This is a genomic window from Pseudomonas sp. EA_65y_Pfl1_P113 (genome assembly GCF_963970525.1).
GTDB lineage: Bacteria > Pseudomonadota > Gammaproteobacteria > Pseudomonadales > Pseudomonadaceae > Aquipseudomonas > Aquipseudomonas tritici.
Genome location: NZ_CAXAQM010000022.1, coordinates 43,104 through 65,598, shown reverse-complemented (window position 1 = coordinate 65,598; position 22,495 = coordinate 43,104). Strand labels below are relative to the sequence as shown.

The following is a 22,495-nucleotide window of genomic DNA, read 5'->3' as shown; positions in this document are numbered from 1 at the left end:
TTGAAGTGGTGCCTTTGTCACCACCGCTAACAAGCAGGACGCGTCCGTCGCGATACGGCCCAATTGGCCTGTTATTGCTGGACACTGGAGTGGCCAACCACTCTTGACGCACCTGACACCGACCGTGAGAAGTCGTGTGTGCCGAACGCCGTTTCCGGCAGCCCGGAAACCGACGGTACAACATGAAAAGAATGCTGATTAACGCAACTCAACCCGAAGAGTTGCGTGTTGCACTGGTAGATGGCCAACGCCTCTACGACCTGGACATCGAATCCGGTGCACGCGAGCAAAAGAAGGCCAACATCTATAAAGGCCGAATTACTCGCATCGAACCAAGCCTTGAGGCTGCCTTTGTCGATTTCGGCTCCGAGCGCCACGGCTTCCTGCCCCTCAAAGAAATCTCCCGCGAATACTTCAAGAAAGCCCCTGAAGGCCGCGTGAACATCAAGGACGTCCTGAGCGAAGGCCAGGAAGTCATCGTCCAGGTCGAAAAAGAAGAACGTGGCAACAAGGGCGCCGCCCTGACCACCTTCATCAGCCTGGCCGGCCGTTACCTGGTGCTGATGCCGAACAACCCACGTGCCGGCGGCATTTCCCGTCGCATCGAAGGCGAAGAGCGCAACGAACTGCGTGAAGCGCTGAACGGCCTGATCGCACCGGCCGACATGGGCCTGATCGTTCGTACTGCCGGCCTGGGCCGCAGCAGCGAAGAAATGCAGTGGGACCTCGACTACCTGCTGCAACTGTGGACCGCCATCAAAGAAGCGTCCCTGGATCGTTCCGCGCCGTTCCTGATCTATCAGGAAAGCAACGTGATCATCCGCGCCATCCGCGATTACCTGCGCCAGGACATCGGCGAAGTGCTGATCGACAGCGTTGAAGCCCAGGACGAAGCCCTGACCTTCATCCGCCAGGTGATGCCGCAGTACGCCAGCAAGATCAAGCTCTACGAAGACAGCGTTCCGCTGTTCAACCGCTTCCAGATCGAAAGCCAGATCGAGACCGCCTTCCAGCGCGTGGTCGAACTGCCTTCCGGCGGCTCCATTGTGATCGACCCGACCGAAGCCCTGGTGTCCATCGACATCAACTCGGCGCGTGCGACCAAAGGCAGCGACATCGAAGAAACCGCGCTGCAGACCAACCTGGAAGCGGCTGAAGAAATCGCCCGCCAACTGCGCCTGCGTGATATCGGCGGCCTGATCGTGATCGACTTTATCGACATGACCCCAGCCAAGAACCAGCGCGCCGTGGAAGAGAAAGTCCGCGAATGCCTGGAAGCTGACCGTGCCCGCGTGCAAGTCGGCCGCATCTCGCGCTTCGGCCTGTTGGAAATGTCTCGTCAGCGCCTGCGTCCTTCCCTGGGCGAAAGCAGCGGCATCGTCTGCCCGCGTTGCAACGGCACCGGTATCATCCGTGACGTTGAATCGCTGTCCCTGGCGATCCTGCGCCTGATCGAAGAAGAAGCCCTGAAAGACCGCACCGCCGAAGTCCGCGCACAAGTGCCGATTCCGGTTGCAGCTTTCCTGCTCAACGAAAAACGCAACTCGATCACCAAGATCGAACTGCGCACCCGTGCCCGTATCGTGATCCTGCCGAACGATCACCTCGAAACGCCGCACTTCGAAGTGCAGCGCCTGCGTGATGACAGCCCGGAAGCCCACAGCGGCCAGTCCAGCTACGAAATCGCCGCTGCCGCTGCTGAAGTGGAAGAAGTCCAGCCAGCCGCTGCGACCCGCACCCTGGTTCGCCAGGAAGCTGCGGTCAAGACGGCCCCTGCCCGTGCCAATGCACCGGTACCAGTTGAAGCAGCAGCACCTGTTGCCGCACCGGCCGTTATGCCTGAGCCAAGCCTGTTCAAAGGCCTGGTGAAGTCGCTGGTCAGCCTGTTCGCCACCAAAGAAGAGCCAGCCGCTCCGGTTGTGGTTGAAAAACCGGCGTCCGAGCGTCCTGCACGCAACGAAGAGCGTCGCAACGGTCGCCAACAAAGCCGTAACCGCAACGGTCGCCGTGACGAAGAGCGCAAGCCGCGCGAAGAACGTGCGCCGCGTGAAGAACGCGCCCCACGTGAAGAGCGTGCCCCTCGCGAAGCCCGTGAAGAAACGCCAGCCGTAGAACGCGCACCGCGTGAAGAGCGCGCACCACGTGCTCCACGTGCCCCGCGTGAAGATCGCAAGCCTCGCGGCGAGCGTGAAGAGCGTGTGCGTGAACTGCGCGAGCCACTGGACGCTGCGCCAGCCGTTGCCGGTGCCGCTGTCGTTGCAGAAGAACGCCCGGCTCGCCAACCACGCGAAGAGCGTGCGCCACGTGAAGAACGCCAACCGCGCGCTCCGCGTGAAGAGCGTCAACCACGTGCCGAGCAAACGGCTACCGCCAGCGAAGAAGAGGAAGTGCTGACCAGCGAAGAGCAACGGCAGGAAGACGGTCAGGAAGGCGCCGAAGGCGATCGTCCACGCCGCCGCTCCCGTGGCCAGCGTCGTCGCAGCAACCGTCGTGAGCGTCAACGTGATGCCAACGGCAACGTGATCGAAGGCTCGGAAGAAGCCGGCGAAAACGCAGAAGCCGCTACCAGCGAGCCAACTGGCGACGAACTGGCTGCCGGCCTGGCCGTTACTGCTGCCGTTGCCAGCTCGGTCATCAGCGCACCTGCTGAAGCCCAGGCCCACGATCAGGCTGAACGCGCTAACGCCGCTGTCGAAGAAACCGCTGCTGTGCAAACACCTTTTGCCGAGACCCCAGTCGTTGAAACGCCGGTTGTTGAAGCCCCCGCTGCTGAAGCGCCAGTGGTAGAAGCACCGGTTGCCGAAGCGACTAGCCCAATCGAAGCGCCGGTTGTACCGGAAGTGGAAGTGGCGCAGGCGCCTGAAGCTCAGCCAGAAGTTGAAGTGGCAGCTGTTGAGCCAGCACCTGTGGTTGAAGCGTTTGTTGAAGCACCGGTTGTCGAAGCAGCATCAGAAGTACGCGAAGTTCGTGAGGAACAGACCGCCTTCCAATGGACTGCCGAGCCTGCCGCTCCGGTTGAAGCGCCAGCCCCTGTGGTGGAAGAAGCGCCAGCACCGGCTGCTGAAGTCGTGGTTGCCGAGCCTGCCCCAGTGGTTGAGCCAGCTCCGGTCGTTGAACCTGCGCCAGTCGTTGAAGCGCCGGTGGTTGCCGAAGTTGCCGCTCCAGTGGTTGAAGCCGCACCGGCCAGCGCGCTGACCGAAAACGGCCGTGCACCGAACGACCCACGTGAAGTGCGTCGTCGTCGCAAGGAAGCTGAAGCCGCCGCCGCGGCTGCACGGGAAGCAGAGCACGAGCCTAAACCCCTCGCCTGATTCCAGCAGCCACTGAAAAGCCCCGCCTGAGTGATCAGGCGGGGCTTTTTATGGCTACGAAAACACTGATTTATCGATTTGGAATGCAATCAACTGTGTGTGGCTTGCCAGCTCCCACACTTAGATCGGGGTGAAAGTCAGGGAAGGCGGCAAGTCGACGTCCCAGAGTACGCCCGGATCATCTACCGACACTTCACGCACCATCGCCTGCGCAAACAGCGGTCTGGCCCCACGGTCACCGGTCAATGCCATCAGCGCCGACCCAGATGACCGATCAAACGCCACTGGATGCCCATACTGCCCATCCTGCACCGGCACGCTGATGCCACCCGCCTCCAACCCATCGATTACTTGCTCAATGCTCGATGACTGAATAAACGGCATGTCCCCCAGCAGTACCAGCCAGCCGCCCGCCGGACCGCTGGCCGCCACCGCCGCGGCAAGACTGTCGCCCATCCCCGCCGAGCGCAGCAGCAGGACGTCGCAGCCATACGCCTCAGCCAAACGGATCACCTGCGTTCGCTCTGGCGAGGTCACCAGCCAGCGCTTTACAACGCGCCTCGGTAAATTCACCAGCACCTGCTCGATCACTGGCCGAGTCACGCCATCCAGGCCGACGCAATCAGCCAACAGCTTATCTTGGTCAGCCCCCGCCTCGGCACGAAAGCGACTGCCCTGCCCCGCCGCGAGCACAATCGCCGTCAGCGTCACTCAGCGACCACCGGCAGCGGCTTTTTCTGCATTGGCGCCACACCGTTCTTGATCGCAACAATTTCCGCCATCAACGACAGCGCGATTTCCGCCGGCGTATGGCTGCCGATATGCAACCCGATCGGCCCGTGCAGGCGCGCAATCGCTTGCGCCGACAACCCCAGCACCGCGAGGTTTTCCCGACGTTTCTGGGTGTTGACCCGCGAACCCAGGGCGCCGATGTAGAACGCCGAGGAATTCAATGCCGTAAGCAGTGCCATATCATCCAGGCGCGGATCATGGGTGAGGCAGACGATAGCCGTACGCTCATCGGTCTGTATGTTCAGCACCGCTTCATCGGGCATGCCCGGTACGAAGCGGCCGTGCTGTTCTTCCCAGCCGTAGACGAACTCGTCGCGCGGGTCGCAGATCAGCACTTCGAAATCCAGCAACCGCGCCATTTCCGCCACGTAGCGCGACAACTGCCCGGCGCCGATCAGCAGCAAACGCCAGCGCGGGCCATAGATAGCCCGCAGCCGTTTGCCGTCGAAGGTCACCCCATCGGTCTTGCTCGCGCTGCTCAAGGTGACTTTACCGGTGGTCAAGTCCAGCTCACGTGCGACGATCTGATGATCTTCACAACGCGCCAGCAGTTCCGACACCCATTCCCACGCGTCCACGCGCTCTTCAGTCAGGCGCAAGGTGCCACCGCATGGCAGGCCAAAACGCGCCGCTTCATCGCGGGTGACGCCGTAAGTCACCAACTGCACCGGCGGCCCGTCTTCAGGCAGTCGGCCATCCTGCAGGCGCGCAATTAAGTCATCCTCGATGCAACCGCCAGACACTGAGCCGATCACCACGCCATCGCCGCGCAGCGCCAGCATGGCACCCGGCGGGCGCGGCGCGCTGCCCCAGGTCTGGACCACGCTGTACAACACCACTCGCTGCCCGGCGCGACGCCATTCCAGCACGCTGCGCAGGACATTCAGATCCACACTGTCCACAAAACCTCCTGCAAGCGTAAAAAACCATTCACTTACTGTAAAACAAAAGCCACCAAAGTGACGCGCCAGAAACGCAAACGCCCCGAACCAGTCGGGGCGTTTGTGCGTTGCAGTCGGCGTTAGTTCACACCATCAGCGACTTACTTGACGACAGGTGCAGGGCCTTCGGCCACGCCCAGGTCATCCAGCTCGCGGGTTTCCGAGATACCGGTACCGCCGGACGCCAGCTCGCTTTGCAGCTTGTCTTCGTCCAGCTCGTTGACCCATTTGGCCACAACGATGGTGGCAACGGCGTTACCCACCAGGTTGGTCAGCGCGCGGGCTTCGGACATGAAGCGGTCGATACCCAGAATCAGTGCCAGGCCGGCAACCGGCAGGTGGCCTACAGCCGACAGGGTCGCAGCCAGGACGATAAAGCCCGAGCCCGTCACGCCAGCAGCGCCTTTGGAGGACAGCAGCAGCACCAGCAGCAGGGTGATCTGATGGGTGATGTCCATGTGGGTGTCAGTCGCCTGGGCGATAAACACGGCAGCCATGGTCAGGTAGATCGACGTACCGTCGAGGTTGAACGAGTAGCCCGTCGGGATCACCAGGCCTACTACGGATTTCTTCGCGCCCAGACGCTCCATCTTGATCAGCATGCGTGGCAGTGCGGATTCGGAAGACGAAGTACCCAGAACGATCAGCAACTCTTCACGGATGTAGCGGATCATTTTGATCACGCTGAAACCGTGAGCGCGGCAGATGCCACCCAGCACCACCAACACGAACAGAACGCAGGTGATGTAGAAGCAGATCATCAACTGACCCAGTTGCACCAGGGAACCTACACCATAGGCACCAATGGTGAACGCCATGGCGCCCAGGGCACCGATTGGCGCGAGCTTCATGATCATGTTGATGATGTTGAACATCACGTGGGCGAAGCGATCGATGAAGTCCAGCACTGGTTTGCCGTAGGCACCCAGGCGATGCAGGGCGAAACCGAAGATCACCGAGAACATCAGCACTTGCAGGATGTCGCCGTTGGCGAAAGCACCGACGATGGTGTTAGGGATGACGTTGAGGATAAAGCCAACGATGCTCTGGTCTTTACCGGCAGTCACGTAGGCCGCGACTTTGGAGGCGTCCAGGGTCGCTACGTCGATGTGCATGCCGGCGCCCGGTTGCACAACGTTGACCACGATCAAGCCGATCAGCAGCGCGATGGTAGATACGACTTCGAAGTACAGCAGCGCGTAGCCGCCGGTTTTGCCCACCGATTTCATACTTTGCATGCCAGCGATGCCGCTGACAACGGTGCAGAAGATGATCGGGGCGATGACCATTTTGATCAGTTTGATGAACCCGTCACCCAGTGGCTTCAGGGCCACGCCGGTCTGCGGGTAGAAGTGACCGAGCAAAATACCGATAACGATTGCAACGATCACCTGGAAGTACAGGGATTTGTAGATTGGCTGACGAGTCGTCATTGCAAAGTTCCTCAATCGTCCCGTGTGGCAAATATCCGCCATTGCCCACGACACTTGAATTGCGAACCCTCCTGCACTGGAGGGATTTGTTGTTTACGCGATCTGTAGGACCAGGCCTGCGCTGTAGTCCTTATCGCAAACGCCGTGCCACTTCGTTGAAAAGCCTTAAAGGCCTTTAGAGATCAGGGTTTGGGGCTTCCTGGCGCCCTCCCAAGCGCGAAAGCTAGTGGCGGATTTCCGCCCATCAATCCAGTCTCGTCCTACAATTTGGCGGATATCCGCCTTGTGAGCCTCTCCGGCGCTGGCTACCATCCGCCACTCCATGGACGAGGCCTTCGCATGCGTGAACGTACCATCGCCAGTCATTTCGCCCGGGCTGCCCTCGGCGGGGCGCGTCGGGCCGGTTACGACTATTCGGGGCTGTTGCACCAGGTGGGCATCGCTGCGGAGCTGCTCGCCGAACCCCGTGCCCGCATCGCGCCGGAGCAATTCACCCGGCTGCTGCAAATGCTCTGGCTGGCACTGGACGATGAATACCTGGGGTTCGCCGAAGGTCCGAGCAAGCGCGGCACCTTTGCGATGATGTGCCACGCGCTCATCCACTGCCGCACCCTGGAGAAAGCCCTGGAGCGCGGCTTATTATTTTATGGCCTATTCCCACAAGGCCCGCGCTGGCAGCTGGCACGTGAAGGCGAAATGGCCCGCTTGAGTCTGGACGACTCGCAGTTGTGGGACCCGGATCACTTCCTCAGCGAATGCCTGCTGGTGATCTGGCATCGCCTGGGCAGTTGGCTGATCGGCCAGCGTATTCGGCTGCACCAAGCCACCTTCAGTTATCCGATGCCGGCCCACGCCGGCGAATACGACCTATTGTTTCCCTGTGCCCAAGTATTCGGTTCGCCGAACAGTAGCTTGGTGTTTCCCGCGCGCTACCTGAACCTGCCGCTGCTGCAGGATGAGCGCACACTCAAACACTTTTTGGAGCGCTCTCCCGCCGATTTGCTCTCTCGGCCCGATGAAGGCGATAGCTTGAGCAGTCAGCTACGCCGCTTGCTCAGCCGCGACCGCACACCCTGGCCAGACCTGGAAGCCGTCGCCCAGCAACTGCACATCAGCCCGCAGACCCTGCGCAGGCACTTACGCGAAGACGGCACCAGCTTTCAGGCACTCAAGGATGAGCTGCGGCGGGACATCGCCATTTATCATTTGCGCCGAGCGAATTTGTCGTTGCAGGAGCTAGCCGAGCAGTTGGGGTTTTCCGAGCCGTCGGCGTTTCATCGGGCGTTCAAGAAGTGGACCGGGCTGACGCCGGGGGCGTATCGGGCCCAAGAGAGTTAGAGGTGTGTTGCCGTTGCCGGCCCTTTCGCGAGCAAGCCCGCACACATTTAACCGCGTTTATTCTGCAGGAATGCGGTCGAATGTGGGAGCGGGCTTGCTCGCGAAGAGGCCAGTGGAGTCATTAGAGATCACAAGGCCGGAAAGTGAATCTTGAACGCAGCGCCACCCAACGGTGAATCCCCCAGGGTCAACCGTGCGCCGTAGCTTTCAATAATATCCTTGACCACCGCCAAGCCAATCCCCTGCCCGGGATGCTGGCGATCCAGCCTTTCACCCCGTTGCAGAATCCGTGCACGCTGGTCCGGCGGCACACCCGGCCCGTCATCCTCGATGCACAGCTCACTGCCCTCCAGGCTTTCCACCAGGCTGATGCGCACTTCGCTCAAACACAGGCGGTAAGCGTTTTCCAGCAGGTTGCCGAGCAATTCCAGCAAGGCGCCCTTCTCGATGGGCACGTCGCATTCATCCGGCAGTTCAAAGGAGACGGTGACGCGTTTGTCGCGGTAGACCTTGTCCAGTGTGTCGCACAGGCTTTGCAGCACCGGCGCCAGGCGTACCTGGTGGCGCACCAGGCCGCTTTTGCGCAGGCTGGCGCGTTGCAACTGGTAACTGATCTGCTGGCTCATGCGCTCAATCTGCGACTGCAAAACCCAGGCCTGGTCGCGATCTTCCGGGCGCTGGGCCATGTCTTCGCTCACGCCCTGCAACACCGCCAGCGGGGTTTTCAGGCTGTGGGCCAAATCGTCGAGGGAGTCGCGGTAGCGCGCACGTTGCTCACGTTCGCTGTGCAGCAAACGGTTGAGGGAGCCGGTGAGGCGCAGCAATTCGCGGGGGTGTTGTTCACTAAGGCTCTCTCGGGTGCCGCCTTCGATCTGGTCGAGTTCCTGGCTAAGCCGCCGCAAGGCTTGTAAGCCCCAGGTCAGGCCCAGCCAGAGCAAGGTCAGCAACACCAGCAACGCCGCACCAAAACCCAGGTAAAGGTTTTCGCGCAGGCCCTCGAGGGTCAGTTGATATTCACGCACCGGTTGCAGGGCGACGATACTGAACGCCGCGCTCTTGCCGCCCAGCAACCTGACCTCGACGTCATATACAAAGAATTCCTGACCATTGGCCTCACGAATTCGCGCAAATTCATTACCGCGCCCGTCGTAGCGCGGTTTGTAGTTGATGTTTTCTTCTTTGGTCGCCCGCGAACGCCACACTAGGTGGCCCTCGCGGTCGTAGATATAGCCGAGCAGGCGGCTGTCGGTGAGGTTGAAACGTTCGTCCGGCAACTGCGCCGGCATCTGCAGGCGGTTATTGTCGACCCGCGCGGCGGAAATCAGGGTGGTGACGTCCGACGCCAGGCGCTGCTTGATGGAATCCTGCAATGCCAGGCTGAACGCACCCTGCATGGCCGGCAACAAACCCAGCATAAACAGCACGGCCAGGGTGGCGGCCGCCAGCATCAAGCGCACGCGTAACGAGCGAATCAACGGCAGCGCTCATTGAACAGGTAGCCCAGGCCACGCACGGTGTCGATCGGCTTGAACCCAACCGGGCCTTCCAGCTTGCGGCGCAGGCGACCGACCAGCACTTCGATGACATTTGGATCACGCTCGTCATCATCAGGGTAAAGCTGCTCCATCAAACGGTCCTTGGCGACCACTTGCTGGTGGTGGCGCATCAGGTATTCGAGAATCCGGTATTCGTAGGCGGTCAGCGCCAGGGGCTGTTCGTCCAGGGACGCTTGCTTGCGGTTAAGGTCCAGCAGCAACGGCCCGGCCACGATGGTCGACTGGGTGAAACCACTGGAGCGACGCAGCAACGCGTTCATCCGCGCTTCCAGCTCTTCGAACTGGAACGGCTTGACCAAGTAGTCGTCCGCGCCGGCAGCCAACCCTTCGACCTTGTCCTGCCAGTTGCCGCGAGCCGTGAGGATCAGGATCGGAAAGGTCTTGGCCTGGGTACGCAGTTGGCGGATCAGGTCCAGCCCACCCAGGCCGGGCAGGCCCAGGTCGATGATGGCCAAGTCATGGTTGAATTGGCCCGTCTGGTAGAGGGCCTCTTCGGCATTGGCCACGGCCTCGACCACGTGGCCGCTGTCGGTCAGGCGGGTAAACAGGTGATGGCGCAGCAGCGCCTCATCTTCCACCACCAGCAATTTCATAAGGCTCTCCAAAGCAAATCAACTGTCCGACAGAGGGATATCATAGCGGCCCTGCAGATCTTGCGGGCGCAGTTTAATACCATTGAACTGACCGGTCAGGTGTTCATAGCCAGCGCGGTAGGCCGGCTGCGGGGTTACAAGGCCAAGGGACTGGCCCCAAGGCGTAGGTTGGCTGCCAGCGTCTTCGACGCTGACACGCTGAATCAAAGTGCTGGTTTTTCGGGTCTTTTCTTTGCCGAATGCGGCAAAGGCACCATCGGCGGCCTGGGCCCCTGCAGTGGCACTGAGCATGGTTAACGCCAACATCAGCTTTTTGATCGCACTCATGGTGCTTACCTCCACGCGTTTTGGCTGTAGGACCAGACTACGCAGGCGCCCCTGAACTCCCCCTGAACAGGCTCTGAACCGCACCTGAACCGCAGCGGGCTATCCTGTTGCCCATCAACTCGGCAAAATACCGCCCATGAATTCCCTACCCGCTTGCTGCACTCCGCTCGACGCCCATTGGCCGCTGCCCGATCCCTTGCCGGGCACGGTGTTTTTCAGCACCCGGTTTGACCCAGCCTTATTAGCGCCAGGCGACTTCCAGCGCAGTGCCGTGCCGCCCCCCGCGAGCATCCAGCGTTCAGTGGCCAAGCGTCAGGCCGAGTTCCTGGCCGGCCGGCTGTGCGCCCGCGCGGCACTGCAACAGCTCGATCACTTCGATTGCGTGCCGGCCATCGGTGAAGACCGCGCACCGGTGTGGCCCGCGCACATCTGTGGCTCCATCACCCACAGCACCGGGCATGCCGCTGCGATTGCCGCGCACACGGCACAATGGCGCGGGCTTGGGATGGACCTGGAGAATGTGCTGACGCTGGAGCGGGCTGAACGGCTGGCCGGGGAAATCCTGACTGCCGATGAAATGCGGCGTATGGCCGCCCTCCCGCGAGAGCAGGTCGCATTGCTGGTGACGCTGACGTTTTCCGCCAAGGAGAGCCTGTTCAAGGCGCTCTATCCTATTGTGCAGAAGCGTTTTTATTTTGAGCATGCGGAGTTGCTGGAGTGGTCCGAGTCGGGCCAACTGCGGCTACGGTTGCTGACGGATCTTTCCAGTGAGTGGTGCCATGGCAAGGCGTTGGTGGGGCAGTTTGCGGTGACCGATGGGCAGTTGTTGAGCCTGGTGGCTATCAGCGCCTGATCGATCGCTTTCGCGAGCCAGCCCGCGAAGGCGGCATCAGGGTTTCTCTTGATCCCTGGGCCAACTCAGACTGAAGCACGCCCCTCCTAAATTGTTGCTCTTGCTGATCAACGCCCGGCCGCCGTGCCAGTAGATAATCCGACGCACAATCGATAAGCCCAGGCCATGCCCACCCGAGGCGCGAGTGCGGCTGTCGTCCAGGCGCAAGAACGGCGTGAAGATGCGCTCCCAAGCGCTTTCCGGCACGCCAGGGCCGTCGTCTTCCACGTCGACGCGGCAGCGCACCTGGCCCACCTGATAACTGATCAGCACGCGGCCTTGGGCGTGGCGCATGGCGTTGCTCACCAGGTTCTGCAGGGCACGGTGCAAATAACGCGGCTCGGCGTCGACCCAGGCGTCATCCCAATGCGTCGAAGACAGGCAGATACCCCGCGCCACGTTGATCTGCGGGCGCAGTGGCGATAATTCGCCGATCACCTGATCGAGCAGCGCATTGAGGTCGACCCGCTGGAAATTCAGCTCCGGCGAGCCCTGTTCCAGACGCGCATAAGTGAGCATTTCATCGACCAGGCCATCGAGGTCCTGGATGTCGCTGTCCATGCCCTCCAGGTATTTGCGCCGTGCCTCAGGGGTGGTGGCATTGCCGACCATCTCCAGGCCGAAACGCAGACGCGCCACGGGCGTGCGCAGTTCGTGGGACACCGCACGCACCAGTTCACGCTGGATCGCCAGCAACTGCTGCAAGTGCTCGGCCATGCCGTTGAACGCTGCAGCGAGGCGCCCCACCGAGTCAGCGCCACGGGCCGGCACGCGGACTTCCAGGTTGCCCTTGGCAATGCGTGTGGCGGCGGCTTCCAGGCCGCGCAAGCGACGTTCAAGCTGACGCACCAATAGATAGACGATCAGACCGATCAGGGTCAGGCCGATCAAGGCGATCAAGATCAGCCAGTGCGCCGGATAAGGGTTCATCTGATACAGGGGGCCGAGCTCCAACACCCACGGCGTGCCAACCATGCCGGCAAACACGCGGATCGAATCGCCGCCCTTGCCCAGGGCCATCACTGTATCGCCTTCCGATACGCGACGGCGTTGGTCTTCGTCCATATCAGCCTGGTCGAGGGTCATCAAGTGCATGTCGAAGCCAAAACCCTTGGCTTCTTTTATGTCTGCCAGGCGCTGCGGCTGTTCGGCCACCGGGAAGCGCACCAGTTCGTCGGCGAGCAGGTAGATCGTCGCGCGCGCCAGTTGCTCACTGATCTGCTGCACCTCCCCCTCCAGCACGAGAGGTTCCTGGGCACTGACCAATCGCAGCACCCGCGCGGCGTGAGGCCCAGTCTGTTGCACCAGCACTTGGCCACGTTGCAGGCTGTTGCGCTGGCTCAAGTCCAAGTGCGCATCGGCCAGGGGGCGCAATTCCAGCGGGATCCCCAGCAAACGCTCCCACACCGCCAGGGCGCGTTGGCGCTCGATGGGACTCATGGGCTGCAGGTTGTCGCCCATCAAGGCAAAGGTGCCATGGGCCAGGCGCTCGCGGTACTGGCCGCTGCGCACCTCGTTGAGCAGGTGCAGGGCCAGTACGCCGAGCAGCGCCACCAGAATCAGCGCTGCGCACATGCCGCCGTAGATACGCAGGAAGATCGAATTCACAGCGGCATGTCGGCGGCGGCTTCGGGGACGAACAAATAGCCTTTGCTGCGGACGGTCTTGATCAGACGTGGGTGGATCGGGTCGTCGCCGATTTTCGGGCGGATGCGCGAGATGCGCACATCAATCGAACGGTCCTGGCCGTCGTAGCCGATACCACGCAAGGCGATGAAGATTTCTTCGCGGGACAGGATGCGACCGGCATTCGCCACCAGCAGCCAGAGCAGGTCGAATTCGGCACTGGTCAGCTCGATACCGTCATTACTCAACCAGGCCTCGCGCAGGGCATTGTCCACCACCAAACGGCCGAATTGCAGGCGGCGCTGATTCTCTACCGCAGGCGGTTCCGCCGGTTCGCTGCGCCGCAGCAGGGCCTGGATGCGTGCCAGCAACAGACGCGGGCGCACGGGTTTGCACACGTAGTCATCGGCGCCCATGTCCAGGCCCATCACCTGGTCCATGTCGTCGGTGCGCGCGGTGAGCATCAGGATCACGCCGTCATAGCGCTCGCGCACCTTGCGGCAGATGCTCAGGCCGTCTTCGCCGGGCAGCATCAGGTCCAGAATCACCAGGTTCGGTTGCTCGGCGATGATACGCGCGGCCGCCTGGGCGCCATCGCCTTCCACTGACACCCGCAGGCCATTGCTCTCCAGATACTCACGGGTCAGTTCGGCCAGTCGCTGGTCGTCCTCGACGATCAGTATTTGCCAGGCTTCTTGCTCCACGGGTGGTCCTCGTTGTTATTAGAAACTGCGTTGGCCATACCCTGTTTGTCATGTTTTAAGGGCATAACAATGGCCGATTGTAGCCATGCCCCAACCCCCAAACACAAGTTGGGAAATCCATTCGGTGATCGCGTTTTTTTGTGATAGGGTTCGCGCCCTCAAAAATCCAACCCGCTGTTTTTATCTTGGAATATCCGGTGACAAACGGCCGAATCCAGCAGCAATGCGGCCTACACGGGTGCTCCACGTTTCATACACATTTTACCCACAACGTTATCCACAGGTAGTGCGTTGCTAAGACCCCCAAAACGCATTATCTTGTAGCCCGGCGCTAAAAAAACCCTACATGTAGCGTTTTGAGCGAAAAAACCAAACACAGATCAGACAAGAAACTCAAGCCCTTTCTTGCACTCGCTTGGTTGAACCCACGCATTTTTTGAAAGCCCAAACCGCGCACGCGGATGGCAGCCGTTTTCAAGCTCATACAGCGGAAAACGGTACGGGTGTTGCAGTGCCTGAACCTGGCAACTGTCACCCACCAGGAATACGGCCAAGGGCTTTTCAGCCCCGATCCGAAGACTTCGGCATGGAAGCGGCGCGTATAGCTCCCTTCCTCCTGTCCCGAAGTTGTTATGCCAGGCCCAGGCCTGCTGTAAGTGCTTCAGGACGGAACGGTGGGCACCGAGATGGTGCCCAAATAAATATAGAATGTGGAGACACCCCCCCATGCAAACCGACACAACTCGCGAGAACCCGCAGGGCTCCGTGCCGCAGGCCGCTGATTCGAACCTGGATCTGTCCGCCACTGCACCTGGCCAATTGCGCGTGATCAAGCGTAACGGCACTGTCGTTCCTTACACCGATGACAAAATCACCGTCGCGATCACCAAAGCGTTTCTTGCAGTTGAGGGCGGCACCGCTGCCGCTTCGTCGCGCATCCACGACACCGTTGCCCGCCTGACCGAACAAGTCACCGCGACCTTCAAGCGTCGCATGCCCTCGGGCGGCACCATCCACATCGAAGAAATCCAGGACCAGGTCGAACTGGCCCTGATGCGTGCCGGCGAGCAAAAAGTTGCCCGTGACTACGTGATCTACCGTGATTCGCGTGCCAAGGAACGTGCCGTGCGCACTCCGGCCGACGAAGCCGCCGTTCAAGCGCACCCATCGATCCGCATCACCCTGGCCGACGGTACCTTTGCACCGCTGGACCTGGGTCGCCTGAACACCATCATCACCGAGGCCTGCGAAGGCCTCGAAGAAGTCGACGGTGACCTGATCCAGCGCGAAACCCTGAAGAACCTGTACGACGGCGTGGCCCTGACCGACGTCAATACCGCCTTGGTAATGACCGCCCGTACCCTGGTTGAACGTGAGCCGAACTACTCGTTCGTGACCGCGCGCCTGCTGATGGACACCCTGCGTGCCGAAGGCCTGGGCTTCCTCGGTGTCGCCGACAGCGCTACCCACCACGAAATGGCCGACCTGTACGCCAAGGCCCTGCCGGCCTACATCGCCAAGGGTATCGAATTCGAATTGCTGAACCCGATCCTGGCCACTTTCGACCTGGAAAAACTCGGCAAGGCAATCAACCACGAGCGCGACCAGCAGTTCACGTACCTGGGCCTGCAAACCCTTTACGACCGTTACTTCATCCACAAGGACGGTATCCGCTTCGAACTGCCGCAAGTGTTCTTCATGCGCGTGGCCATGGGCCTGGCGATTGAAGAGAAGCACAAAGAAGACCGTGCCATCGAGTTCTACAACCTGTTGTCGTCCTTTGACTACATGTCGTCGACCCCGACCCTGTTCAACGCCGGCACCCTGCGTCCACAGCTGTCTAGCTGCTACCTGACCACCGTGCCGGATGACCTGTCGGGCATCTACCACGCGATCCACGACAACGCCATGCTGTCCAAATTCGCTGGCGGCCTGGGCAACGACTGGACGCCAGTACGTGCCTTGGGTTCGTACATCAAGGGCACCAACGGCAAGTCCCAGGGCGTTGTGCCGTTCCTCAAAGTTGTGAACGACACCGCCGTAGCGGTCAACCAGGGCGGCAAGCGCAAAGGCGCGGTGTGTGCCTACCTGGAAACCTGGCACATGGACATTGAGGAGTTCATCGAGCTACGCAAGAACACGGGTGATGACCGTCGTCGTACCCACGACATGAACACCGCCAACTGGATCCCTGACCTGTTCATGAAGCGAGTCTTCGATGACGGCCAGTGGACCCTGTTCTCGCCCTCCGAAGTTCCGGACCTGCACGACCTGACCGGCAAGGCCTTCGAAGAGCGCTACGAGTACTACGAAGCGCTGTCCCAGTACCCTGGCAAGATCAAGCTGTTCAAGACCATCCAGGCCAAAGACCTATGGCGTAAAATGCTGTCGATGCTGTTTGAAACCGGCCACCCATGGCTGACCTTCAAAGACCCGTGCAACCTGCGCAGCCCGCAGCAACACGTGGGCGTGGTCCACAGCTCGAACCTGTGCACCGAGATCACCTTGAACACCAACAAGGACGAGATCGCCGTTTGCAACCTGGGCTCGATCAACCTGCCGAATCACATCGTCAACGGCAAGCTGGACACCGCCAAGCTGGAACGCACCGTCAACACCGCCGTCCGTATGCTCGATAACGTGATCGACATCAACTACTACTCGGTGCCACAGGCGCAGAATTCCAACTTCAAGCACCGTCCGGTCGGCCTGGGCATCATGGGCTTCCAGGACGCGCTGTACCTGCAGCACATTCCTTACGGTTCGGATGCAGCGGTCGAATTCGCCGACAAGTCCATGGAAGCGGTCAGCTACTACGCGATCCAGGCTTCCTGCGACTTGGCTGACGAGCGCGGCGCCTACGAGACGTTCCAGGGTTCGCTGTGGTCCAAAGGCATCCTGCCGCTGGATTCTCAACAGATCCTGATCGAGCAACGTGGCCAGAAGTACATCGACGTTGACCTGGAAGAATCCCTGGACTGGGCGCCGGTACGTGCCCGTGTGCAGAAGGGCATTCGTAACTCCAACATCATGGCCATCGCTCCGACCGCCACCATCGCCAACATCACTGGCGTATCGCAGTCGATCGAACCGACCTACCAGAACCTGTATGTGAAATCGAACCTGTCCGGCGAATTCACCGTGATCAACCCGTACCTGGTTCGCGACCTGAAAGCCCGCGGTCTGTGGGACTCGGTCATGATCAACGACCTGAAGTACTACGACGGTTCCGTGCAGCAGATCGAGCGCATCCCGCAAGAACTCAAAGAGCTCTACGCGACTGCCTTCGAAGTGGACACCAAGTGGATCGTTGACGCCGCCAGCCGTCGCCAGAAGTGGATCGACCAGGCGCAGTCCCTGAACCTGTACATCGCCGGCGCTTCGGGCAAGAAGCTGGACGTGACCTACCGCATGGCGTGGTACCGTGGCCTGAAAACCACTTACTACCTCCGTGCCCTGGCCGCGACCAGCACCGAGAAGTCGACCATCAACACCGGCAAGCTGAACGCAGTTTCCAGCGGCGGCAACCACGGTGATGACTCGGTACTCGCCGCTCCAGCCGGTCCGGCCCCGGTGCCAAAGGCTTGTGCGATTGACGAGCCGGATTGCGAAGCTTGCCAATAAGCTAAGCCAATCCCAGGCTGAAACGCCCGGGATTGAATGAAACCGATAACCTCTGTACTCGCTGGGGTTATCGGTTTTTTATTGGCGGTCATTTAAACGCATACGCGTTACCGGGCCGTGGCGCCTGGCCCCGCTGCCCCCATAGCTCGATGCTGCCGCCTATCACGGCCATCGAATGACCACCATAATCAACGACACCCAACTTGCCGCTTGCAAGTTCAGAACTCGAAGAGTTCCTGTACAAACCTTTCAAGCCAAGCCTATCCAGCGCTTCCCAGCCCATTTCTCCATTGTTCAAACTTTGCATCGCATGAGCAAGACTCTGCTTTGCGACATTTTTGTCATCATCGAACCCATTACCCTCCATCTGCGCTCGCTTGGCACTCGCCGCGTACATGAAGTTAGCATCGGCCATCATGGTCGGATCATCACCCTGGAACTGTGCATACCTCGCTGCCTGCTTCAATTCGGCCTTGGATAAATGCAGCTCGAACCCATCCCGCATCTTTACGTCGTAGCCATCTCCCACTCCTTTGACGTCCTTGAAGACGTCCGTGGGCTTCTGGCCAAACTGCATCATTGATGCCTTTATGGCTGAAACGGTGACACAGTTTCCATCCGGACCTTGCTTGAAACCACTCCAGATATTGCCGTCCCCCCTGCCTACGCCCGGTTTCTTGCCAGGGTTACTGTGGTCAGGTTTGTAGTCGAAGTGGCGCGCACCCTCAGTGAATGGCTTGTTGGTCATGGGTTCGCTGCCGCCGAAATCCCGTGGATTGACCCTGCGTCCACCGCCGCCGCCACCTCCTCCCGGTGAAGGCGGAGGCGGAGCAACATCCTCATTCTCGGGAAATAGCGCCTTCAGCAGCCGCTTGAGAAATTCAAGAAACTGCTGATCAGCCTGATCGATCAGCTTGTTAAGGATGTCCTTGAATGTTGCATCACCCAGCTGCTCACGCAGCTTGTTCAACTTATCGCGTGTGTCCTGAACCGTTTGGGTCTTACCTGTTTGCTGTGCATCAAACAGTTCGCTGAGCAGCGTCTTGATCGCGGTCACTTCGGCAACCGGCGCAACCGGTGTTGCCCTCCCTGGCGCTGCACCGGGTACAGAAACTGCGCGTCCGGCACCTGGCCCGAAAATCCCAGAACTCCACATATCCCGCGCCCTCCCAATGATTGGTGAGCCTCTGGGGCTCTGATCCGATCAGTGGCAAGACGGGGACTGGACGTTCCCCACCAAACGATTCAGCGCGTAACCCTAGTGGTCGCAGGTATTTTTCTTACGCCCACAAAAAAGCCCCTCTTACGAGGGGCTTCTTATGGAGCACGACTGCATCACGTCATCTGAATGATGGTCTGCATAATGGTGCTCTGGGTGGAGATGGTCTTGGCGTTCGCCTGGTAGTTGCTCTGGGCCTTGATCAGGTCCACCAACTCGTTGGTCAGGTTGACGTTGGAGTTCTCCAGGGAGTTGGCCACGATCGAACCCAGGGTACCGGATTGCGGAGTGTCGTAACCCGGTTGACCCGAGGCGAAGGTCTCTCTCCAAGTGGTGCCGCCCGACGGCTGCAAACCTTGTTCGTTGTTGAAGCTGGCCAGGGAAATCTGGCCGATGGCCTTGCTCTGCTGGTTGCTGAACGTGGCGAACAGTACGCCGCTGCCGTCGATTTTCAGGCCGGTGATCTGCCCGGTAGCGTAACCATCGGTGGTCGGCGGGTTGCGGTAACTGGCCGAGTTGTACTGGGTGACATTGCCCAGATTGACGGCAATATCCGGCGCTGTAGCGTTGTTTGGCGCCCATGTACCGTTGGTCACCGTACCCGGGACCCAACCCGTGAGTGTCAGGGTCGTGCCGACCACACCTGTACCGGTGACCCCCAGAAGCTTACCGGCACCGTCAAAGGTATAGGTCGCCGGCACGGGGGCGGTGGCGCCGGTGGTTGTAGGCTTAGAGCCATCCAGGTTACGGCCGTCGATCAACGTGTAAGCCTTCCACTCGTTGGCGTCCGATTTCACCATGTACTGCACCATTTCGTGGGAGTTACCCTGGGCGTCATACAACGTGGTGCTGTTCTGGGTGGTAAAGGTGCTCGTATCAGTAGGATCAAACAGCTTGGTAACCTGATCGATCACCGGCGACGACGAGTTCAGGTTACTGGTGGAATCCACCTTGGTGGACGCCTTGGGTGGCAGGTACGACAGGTTCAGTTGCAGGTCGGTCAAGCCGCCCTTGACGATTTGGCCGTCCGCGTCCGCGGCGTAGCCTTGCAAGCGCGAAGTGCCGGTATTGTTGGTGATATAGCCGTCTTTGTCGGCACGGAAGGCACCGCTGCGGGTGTACTCCAGCGAGCCGTCGCTGCCCTTCTGAACGAAGAAGCCACCGCCCTGAATCGCCATGTCCAGCACGCCGCCGCTGTTGTTGACGTCACCCTGGGTGAACTGCTGGGACACAGCCGCCAGGTTCACGCCGTTGCCGATGCTGTTCTGGCCGGTGCCCAGCTTGGAGGCCGCGTAGATGTCCGCGAACTCCGCACGGGACGACTTGAAGCCAGTGGTCGCGACGTTGGCGATGTTGTTGCCGGTCACGTCCAGTTGTTTGTTGGCCGCATAGAGGCCGCTAAGGCCGATATTAAAAGACATGTTTCTCTCCCTCTGCCGTAGTTAGCCGGCTCTATGTACCGATAGTCTGGATTTGCGACAGCCTGACGCTGCCCATGCCGCCTGCAAGGTTCAGCAGCATTTCGCCGCCGGTCTTGCTCAACGTCACGCTGGTTACCGTTGCCGGCAGCGAAGTTGCCAAGGCAACCGCGTCGCCGTTGTCATTCTTGGTAGTGGCCGCGAAGGTGTAAGTGCCCGCTGGGGCGACCTCACCCTTGTCGTTCTTGCCATCCCAGATAAAGTCGGAGTTGCCTGCACTCTGGGCGCCCGTATCAATAGTGCGCACCACGTTGCCGTCTTTGTCGGTGATCTTTATGGCGACGTTGCCTGTCGCCGCAGTCACTGCAACTGAACCGGTCATGCTCTTGCTGGTGTCCACCAGCGCCTTGTCGGTCTGGGTGATGATCGAACGCCCTACCAGCGACGACGCCTGCAAAGCTTGCGACGAGCTGAAGTTGCTCGAGATGTTGTTCACCGAGTCGTTCAGGGTGTTGATGCCTTCCAGGCTGCTGAACTGCGCCAACTGGGCCACGAACGCGCCGTTGTCTTGCGGCGACAACGGGTCCTGGTTTTTCAGTTGGGTCACCAGCAGTTGCAGGAACGCATCCTTGCCCAGCGACTGGCTGCCCGTCGCCGTCTTGGCTGCATCACCGACGCTGCTGTTGTCTGTCGCGGCCTTGACCTTGGAGTTGAAAAGGTCCTGGACTGCCGTGTTGTTACTCGTATCAACGATGGCCATTATTTGGCGCCCCTTATCACTGACCCAGGGTCAGGACCTTCTGCATCATGGTTTTGGCGGTGTTCATCATTTCCGCATTGGTCTGGAACGAACGGCTGGCGGAAATCATGTCGGCCATTTCCTCAACCACGTTGACGTTGGGGTAGTAGACATAACCCTTTTCGTTCGCGGCGGGATGGTTGGGTTCGTAGCGGGCTTCAAGGTTGCTCTGGTCTTCGACCACACCAAGCACCTGGACGCCAGAACCGGCATTACCCTGGTCCTGGAACAGCGAATCGCTGCCGCCAGCCTGGCCACCCTGGAACATGGTGGCGAACACCGGGTGACGGGCACGGTAGGTCTGGTCAATGCTCGAAGACACGGTCTCGGCGTTGGCGATGTTACTGGCGACGGTGTTCAAACGCGTGGTCTGCGCGCTCATGCCACTGCCGGCAATATTGAAAACACTGGACAGGGACATGGCTTACTCTCCACGCAGGGCTGACATCAGCCCTTTGAATTTGCTGTTAAGCAGGGTGAAGCTGGCTTGAAAGTTCACCGAGTTCTCGGCATAGGCCGATTGCTCCAGCTGGGCGTCGACGGTGTTCTGGTCGATCGACGGCTGCATCGGCGTGCGATACAGCAACGACTCGTCACCATTGCTCAGGCCTTGCGCTTCAATATGACGGCTGTTGGTCATGTTCAAGGCGAAGGTGCCGTTTTTGGTCTTGTCCTGCTGTGCGGCGAGCACGGCGGAGAAGTCCAGATCCCGAGCCTTGTAGTTCGGGGTGTCGGCGTTGGCAATGTTGTTGGCCAGGACTTCGGCACGCTGGGCGCGGAAGCCCAGGGCTTGTTCGTGGATACCGAGCGCTTTATCGAAGCTGATGCTCATGGCGGAAACCTTTAGGCTGACCTGCTTTTCGTTAACAGAGCTATAGCAAGGTGCATGCCAATCTTGCGCAGGCCCGTATATCAAGGGTTTGCGAGGCGGTTGCCGGCGGCAATGCCAGAAAAGCGGCAAGGGGTTTCCGCGTGGCGCCAGTAAAGCGGCAATGGAGGGTTGCCGCTATTGGGAGAATTGCCACAAAAAAAAGTGGGAGCGGGCTTGCCCGCTCCCACCTTTAGATTTGCGTACTATTTAGCCTGGTAGATGATCCCCGGGCTGCACTGCACCATCTGGTAATGATCCGGCAAACCGTTCAGCGCTTCGGATGCACCGAGGAACAGATAGCCGCCCCGCTTGAGCGTACCGTGGATGCGCAGCAGGATGTCCTTCTTCACTTCAGCGGAGAAATAGATCAACACGTTGCGGCAGAACACCATGTCGAACTTGCCCAGGCTGGCGTAGCTGTCGAGCAGGTTGAACGAGCGAAACTCGACGCGGCTCTTGATCGGCGCCTTGATTGCCCAGCGTCCCGCCCCTTTGGAGTCGAAGTAACGCTGCAGGCGCTCCGGGGACAAGCCACGGCCCAGGGCAAGGCTGTCGTACTCGCCGGTCTTGCAGTTGGTGAGCATGGTGCCGGACAGGTCGGTGGCCACGATTTGCGCCCCGGCCTTCAACTGGCCCATGTTGGTCCGCTCGAACTCATCGATGGACATCGAGATCGAGTACGGCTCCTGCCCCGAGGAGCACGCCGCCGACCAGATGCGCAGGCGCTGGCCCGGGCTGGCCTTGATGGCCTCCGGCAGCACTTTGCTCTTGAGCACTTCAAAGGGGTAGGTGTCGCGAAACCACAGGGTTTCGTTGGTGGTCATGGCATCGACCACCATTTCCTTGAGCCCGCTGCGCGGCTGCCCCTGGATGCGCTGGACCAGCTCACCCAACGACTTGATGCCCTGCTGCTCCATCAGTTTGTTGAGACGGCTGGATACCAGATACTGCTTGTTTTCACCAAGCAATATGCCACAGGCCTTTTCCAGGAAGACCCGGAACTGTTCAAAATCCAAATTACCTGTAGACACTGATACCGCCTCTTAAATCG

Annotated in this window: 18 protein-coding genes; 4 read left to right on the top strand and 14 right to left on the bottom strand. The window is 60.1% G+C overall.

The features are described 5' to 3' along the window. Positions 1-191: 191 nt before the first annotated feature. On the top strand, positions 192-3,311 hold the full coding sequence (rne, locus tag AACY52_RS19630) for a ribonuclease E (RefSeq protein ID WP_339437449.1): 3,120 nt from the start codon (positions 192-194) through the stop codon (positions 3,309-3,311). Between the two features lie 120 nt (positions 3,312-3,431). Here rne and AACY52_RS19625 read toward each other — a convergent pair whose 3' ends face one another. From AACY52_RS19625 to AACY52_RS19615, 3 genes are all read right to left on the bottom strand, one after another. Then, positions 3,432-4,022, bottom strand: coding sequence for a nucleotidyltransferase family protein (locus AACY52_RS19625; RefSeq protein WP_339420902.1), 591 nt, complete (start codon positions 4,020-4,022; stop codon positions 3,432-3,434). Next, complete coding sequence (locus AACY52_RS19620) at positions 4,019-5,005, bottom strand: XdhC family protein (protein ID WP_339420900.1); 987 nt, start codon at positions 5,003-5,005, stop codon at positions 4,019-4,021. The genes AACY52_RS19625 and AACY52_RS19620 overlap by 4 nt, the downstream gene beginning before the upstream one ends. A gap of 140 nt (positions 5,006-5,145) precedes the next feature. Continuing rightward, entirely contained in the window at positions 5,146-6,477 is a 1,332-nt protein-coding gene (locus AACY52_RS19615; RefSeq protein WP_339420898.1) for a dicarboxylate/amino acid:cation symporter, read from the bottom strand. Between the two features lie 339 nt (positions 6,478-6,816). On the opposite strand from AACY52_RS19615, the gene AACY52_RS19610 reads away from it, so the two are divergent. Then, positions 6,817-7,815: an AraC family transcriptional regulator gene (locus AACY52_RS19610; protein WP_339420896.1), complete on the top strand. Its 999-nt coding sequence runs from the start codon at positions 6,817-6,819 to the stop codon at positions 7,813-7,815. 128 nt (positions 7,816-7,943) lie between these two features. Here the strand turns inward: AACY52_RS19610 and AACY52_RS19605 are convergent, their stop codons facing one another. The 3 genes from AACY52_RS19605 to AACY52_RS19595 are packed head-to-tail and all read right to left on the bottom strand — an operon-like array spanning position 7,944 to position 10,291. Continuing rightward, positions 7,944-9,290, bottom strand: a complete 1,347-nt coding sequence (locus AACY52_RS19605; RefSeq protein ID WP_339420894.1) for an ATP-binding protein — start codon at positions 9,288-9,290, stop codon at positions 7,944-7,946. Beyond that, positions 9,287-9,964, bottom strand: a complete 678-nt coding sequence (locus tag AACY52_RS19600; protein ID WP_339420892.1) for a response regulator — start codon at positions 9,962-9,964, stop codon at positions 9,287-9,289. The genes AACY52_RS19605 and AACY52_RS19600 overlap by 4 nt, the downstream gene beginning before the upstream one ends. An 18-nt stretch (positions 9,965-9,982) precedes the next feature. Next, positions 9,983-10,291 (bottom strand): hypothetical protein, encoded by a 309-nt coding sequence (locus tag AACY52_RS19595; RefSeq protein ID WP_339437447.1) that lies wholly within the window; start codon positions 10,289-10,291, stop codon positions 9,983-9,985. 136 nt (positions 10,292-10,427) lie between these two features. Here AACY52_RS19595 and AACY52_RS19590 point away from each other — a divergent pair, with 136 nt between their 5' ends. Then, on the top strand, positions 10,428-11,144 hold the full coding sequence (locus AACY52_RS19590) for a 4'-phosphopantetheinyl transferase superfamily protein (RefSeq protein ID WP_339420888.1): 717 nt from the start codon (positions 10,428-10,430) through the stop codon (positions 11,142-11,144). Positions 11,145-11,180: 36 nt separating this feature from the next. On the opposite strand, the gene AACY52_RS19585 is transcribed toward AACY52_RS19590, so the two are convergent. Together AACY52_RS19585 and AACY52_RS19580 are read right to left on the bottom strand one after the other, a co-directional pair. After that, a complete protein-coding gene (locus tag AACY52_RS19585) occupies positions 11,181-12,791 on the bottom strand; it encodes an ATP-binding protein (protein ID WP_339437446.1) in 1,611 nt (536 codons plus the stop codon). Then, the gene (locus AACY52_RS19580; RefSeq protein ID WP_339420884.1) at positions 12,788-13,513 is read right to left on the bottom strand and encodes a response regulator; all 726 of its coding nucleotides are present in this window, start codon (positions 13,511-13,513) and stop codon (positions 12,788-12,790) included. Before AACY52_RS19580 ends, AACY52_RS19585 begins: the two co-directional genes overlap by 4 nt. A gap of 726 nt (positions 13,514-14,239) precedes the next feature. Here AACY52_RS19580 and AACY52_RS19575 point away from each other — a divergent pair. Beyond that, positions 14,240-17,137, top strand: coding sequence for a ribonucleoside-diphosphate reductase subunit alpha (locus tag AACY52_RS19575; RefSeq protein ID WP_339420882.1), 2,898 nt, complete (start codon positions 14,240-14,242; stop codon positions 17,135-17,137). A gap of 88 nt (positions 17,138-17,225) precedes the next feature. Here the strand turns inward: AACY52_RS19575 and AACY52_RS19570 are convergent, their stop codons facing one another. The 6 genes from AACY52_RS19570 to cheR all read right to left on the bottom strand — a co-directional run bounded on the left by AACY52_RS19570 (position 17,226) and on the right by cheR (position 22,475). After that, the gene (locus tag AACY52_RS19570; RefSeq protein ID WP_370467922.1) at positions 17,226-18,293 is read right to left on the bottom strand and encodes a hypothetical protein; all 1,068 of its coding nucleotides are present in this window, start codon (positions 18,291-18,293) and stop codon (positions 17,226-17,228) included. A gap of 179 nt (positions 18,294-18,472) precedes the next feature. Beyond that, positions 18,473-19,777, bottom strand: coding sequence for a flagellar hook protein FlgE (flgE, locus tag AACY52_RS19565; RefSeq protein WP_339420740.1), 1,305 nt, complete (start codon positions 19,775-19,777; stop codon positions 18,473-18,475). A gap of 31 nt (positions 19,778-19,808) precedes the next feature. Beyond that, positions 19,809-20,534 carry a flagellar hook assembly protein FlgD gene (flgD, locus tag AACY52_RS19560; protein WP_339420741.1) on the bottom strand — a complete coding sequence of 242 codons (726 nt, stop codon included), beginning with the start codon at positions 20,532-20,534 and terminating at the stop codon, positions 19,809-19,811. A gap of 16 nt (positions 20,535-20,550) precedes the next feature. Next, on the bottom strand, positions 20,551-20,994 hold the full coding sequence (flgC, locus tag AACY52_RS19555) for a flagellar basal body rod protein FlgC (RefSeq protein WP_065873987.1): 444 nt from the start codon (positions 20,992-20,994) through the stop codon (positions 20,551-20,553). A 3-nt stretch (positions 20,995-20,997) separates the two neighbouring features. Continuing rightward, a complete protein-coding gene (flgB, locus tag AACY52_RS19550) occupies positions 20,998-21,405 on the bottom strand; it encodes a flagellar basal body rod protein FlgB (protein WP_010208346.1) in 408 nt (135 codons plus the stop codon). A gap of 242 nt (positions 21,406-21,647) precedes the next feature. Further along, positions 21,648-22,475: a protein-glutamate O-methyltransferase CheR gene (gene cheR / locus AACY52_RS19545; protein ID WP_339420743.1), complete on the bottom strand. Its 828-nt coding sequence runs from the start codon at positions 22,473-22,475 to the stop codon at positions 21,648-21,650. Positions 22,476-22,495 lie beyond the last annotated feature (20 nt).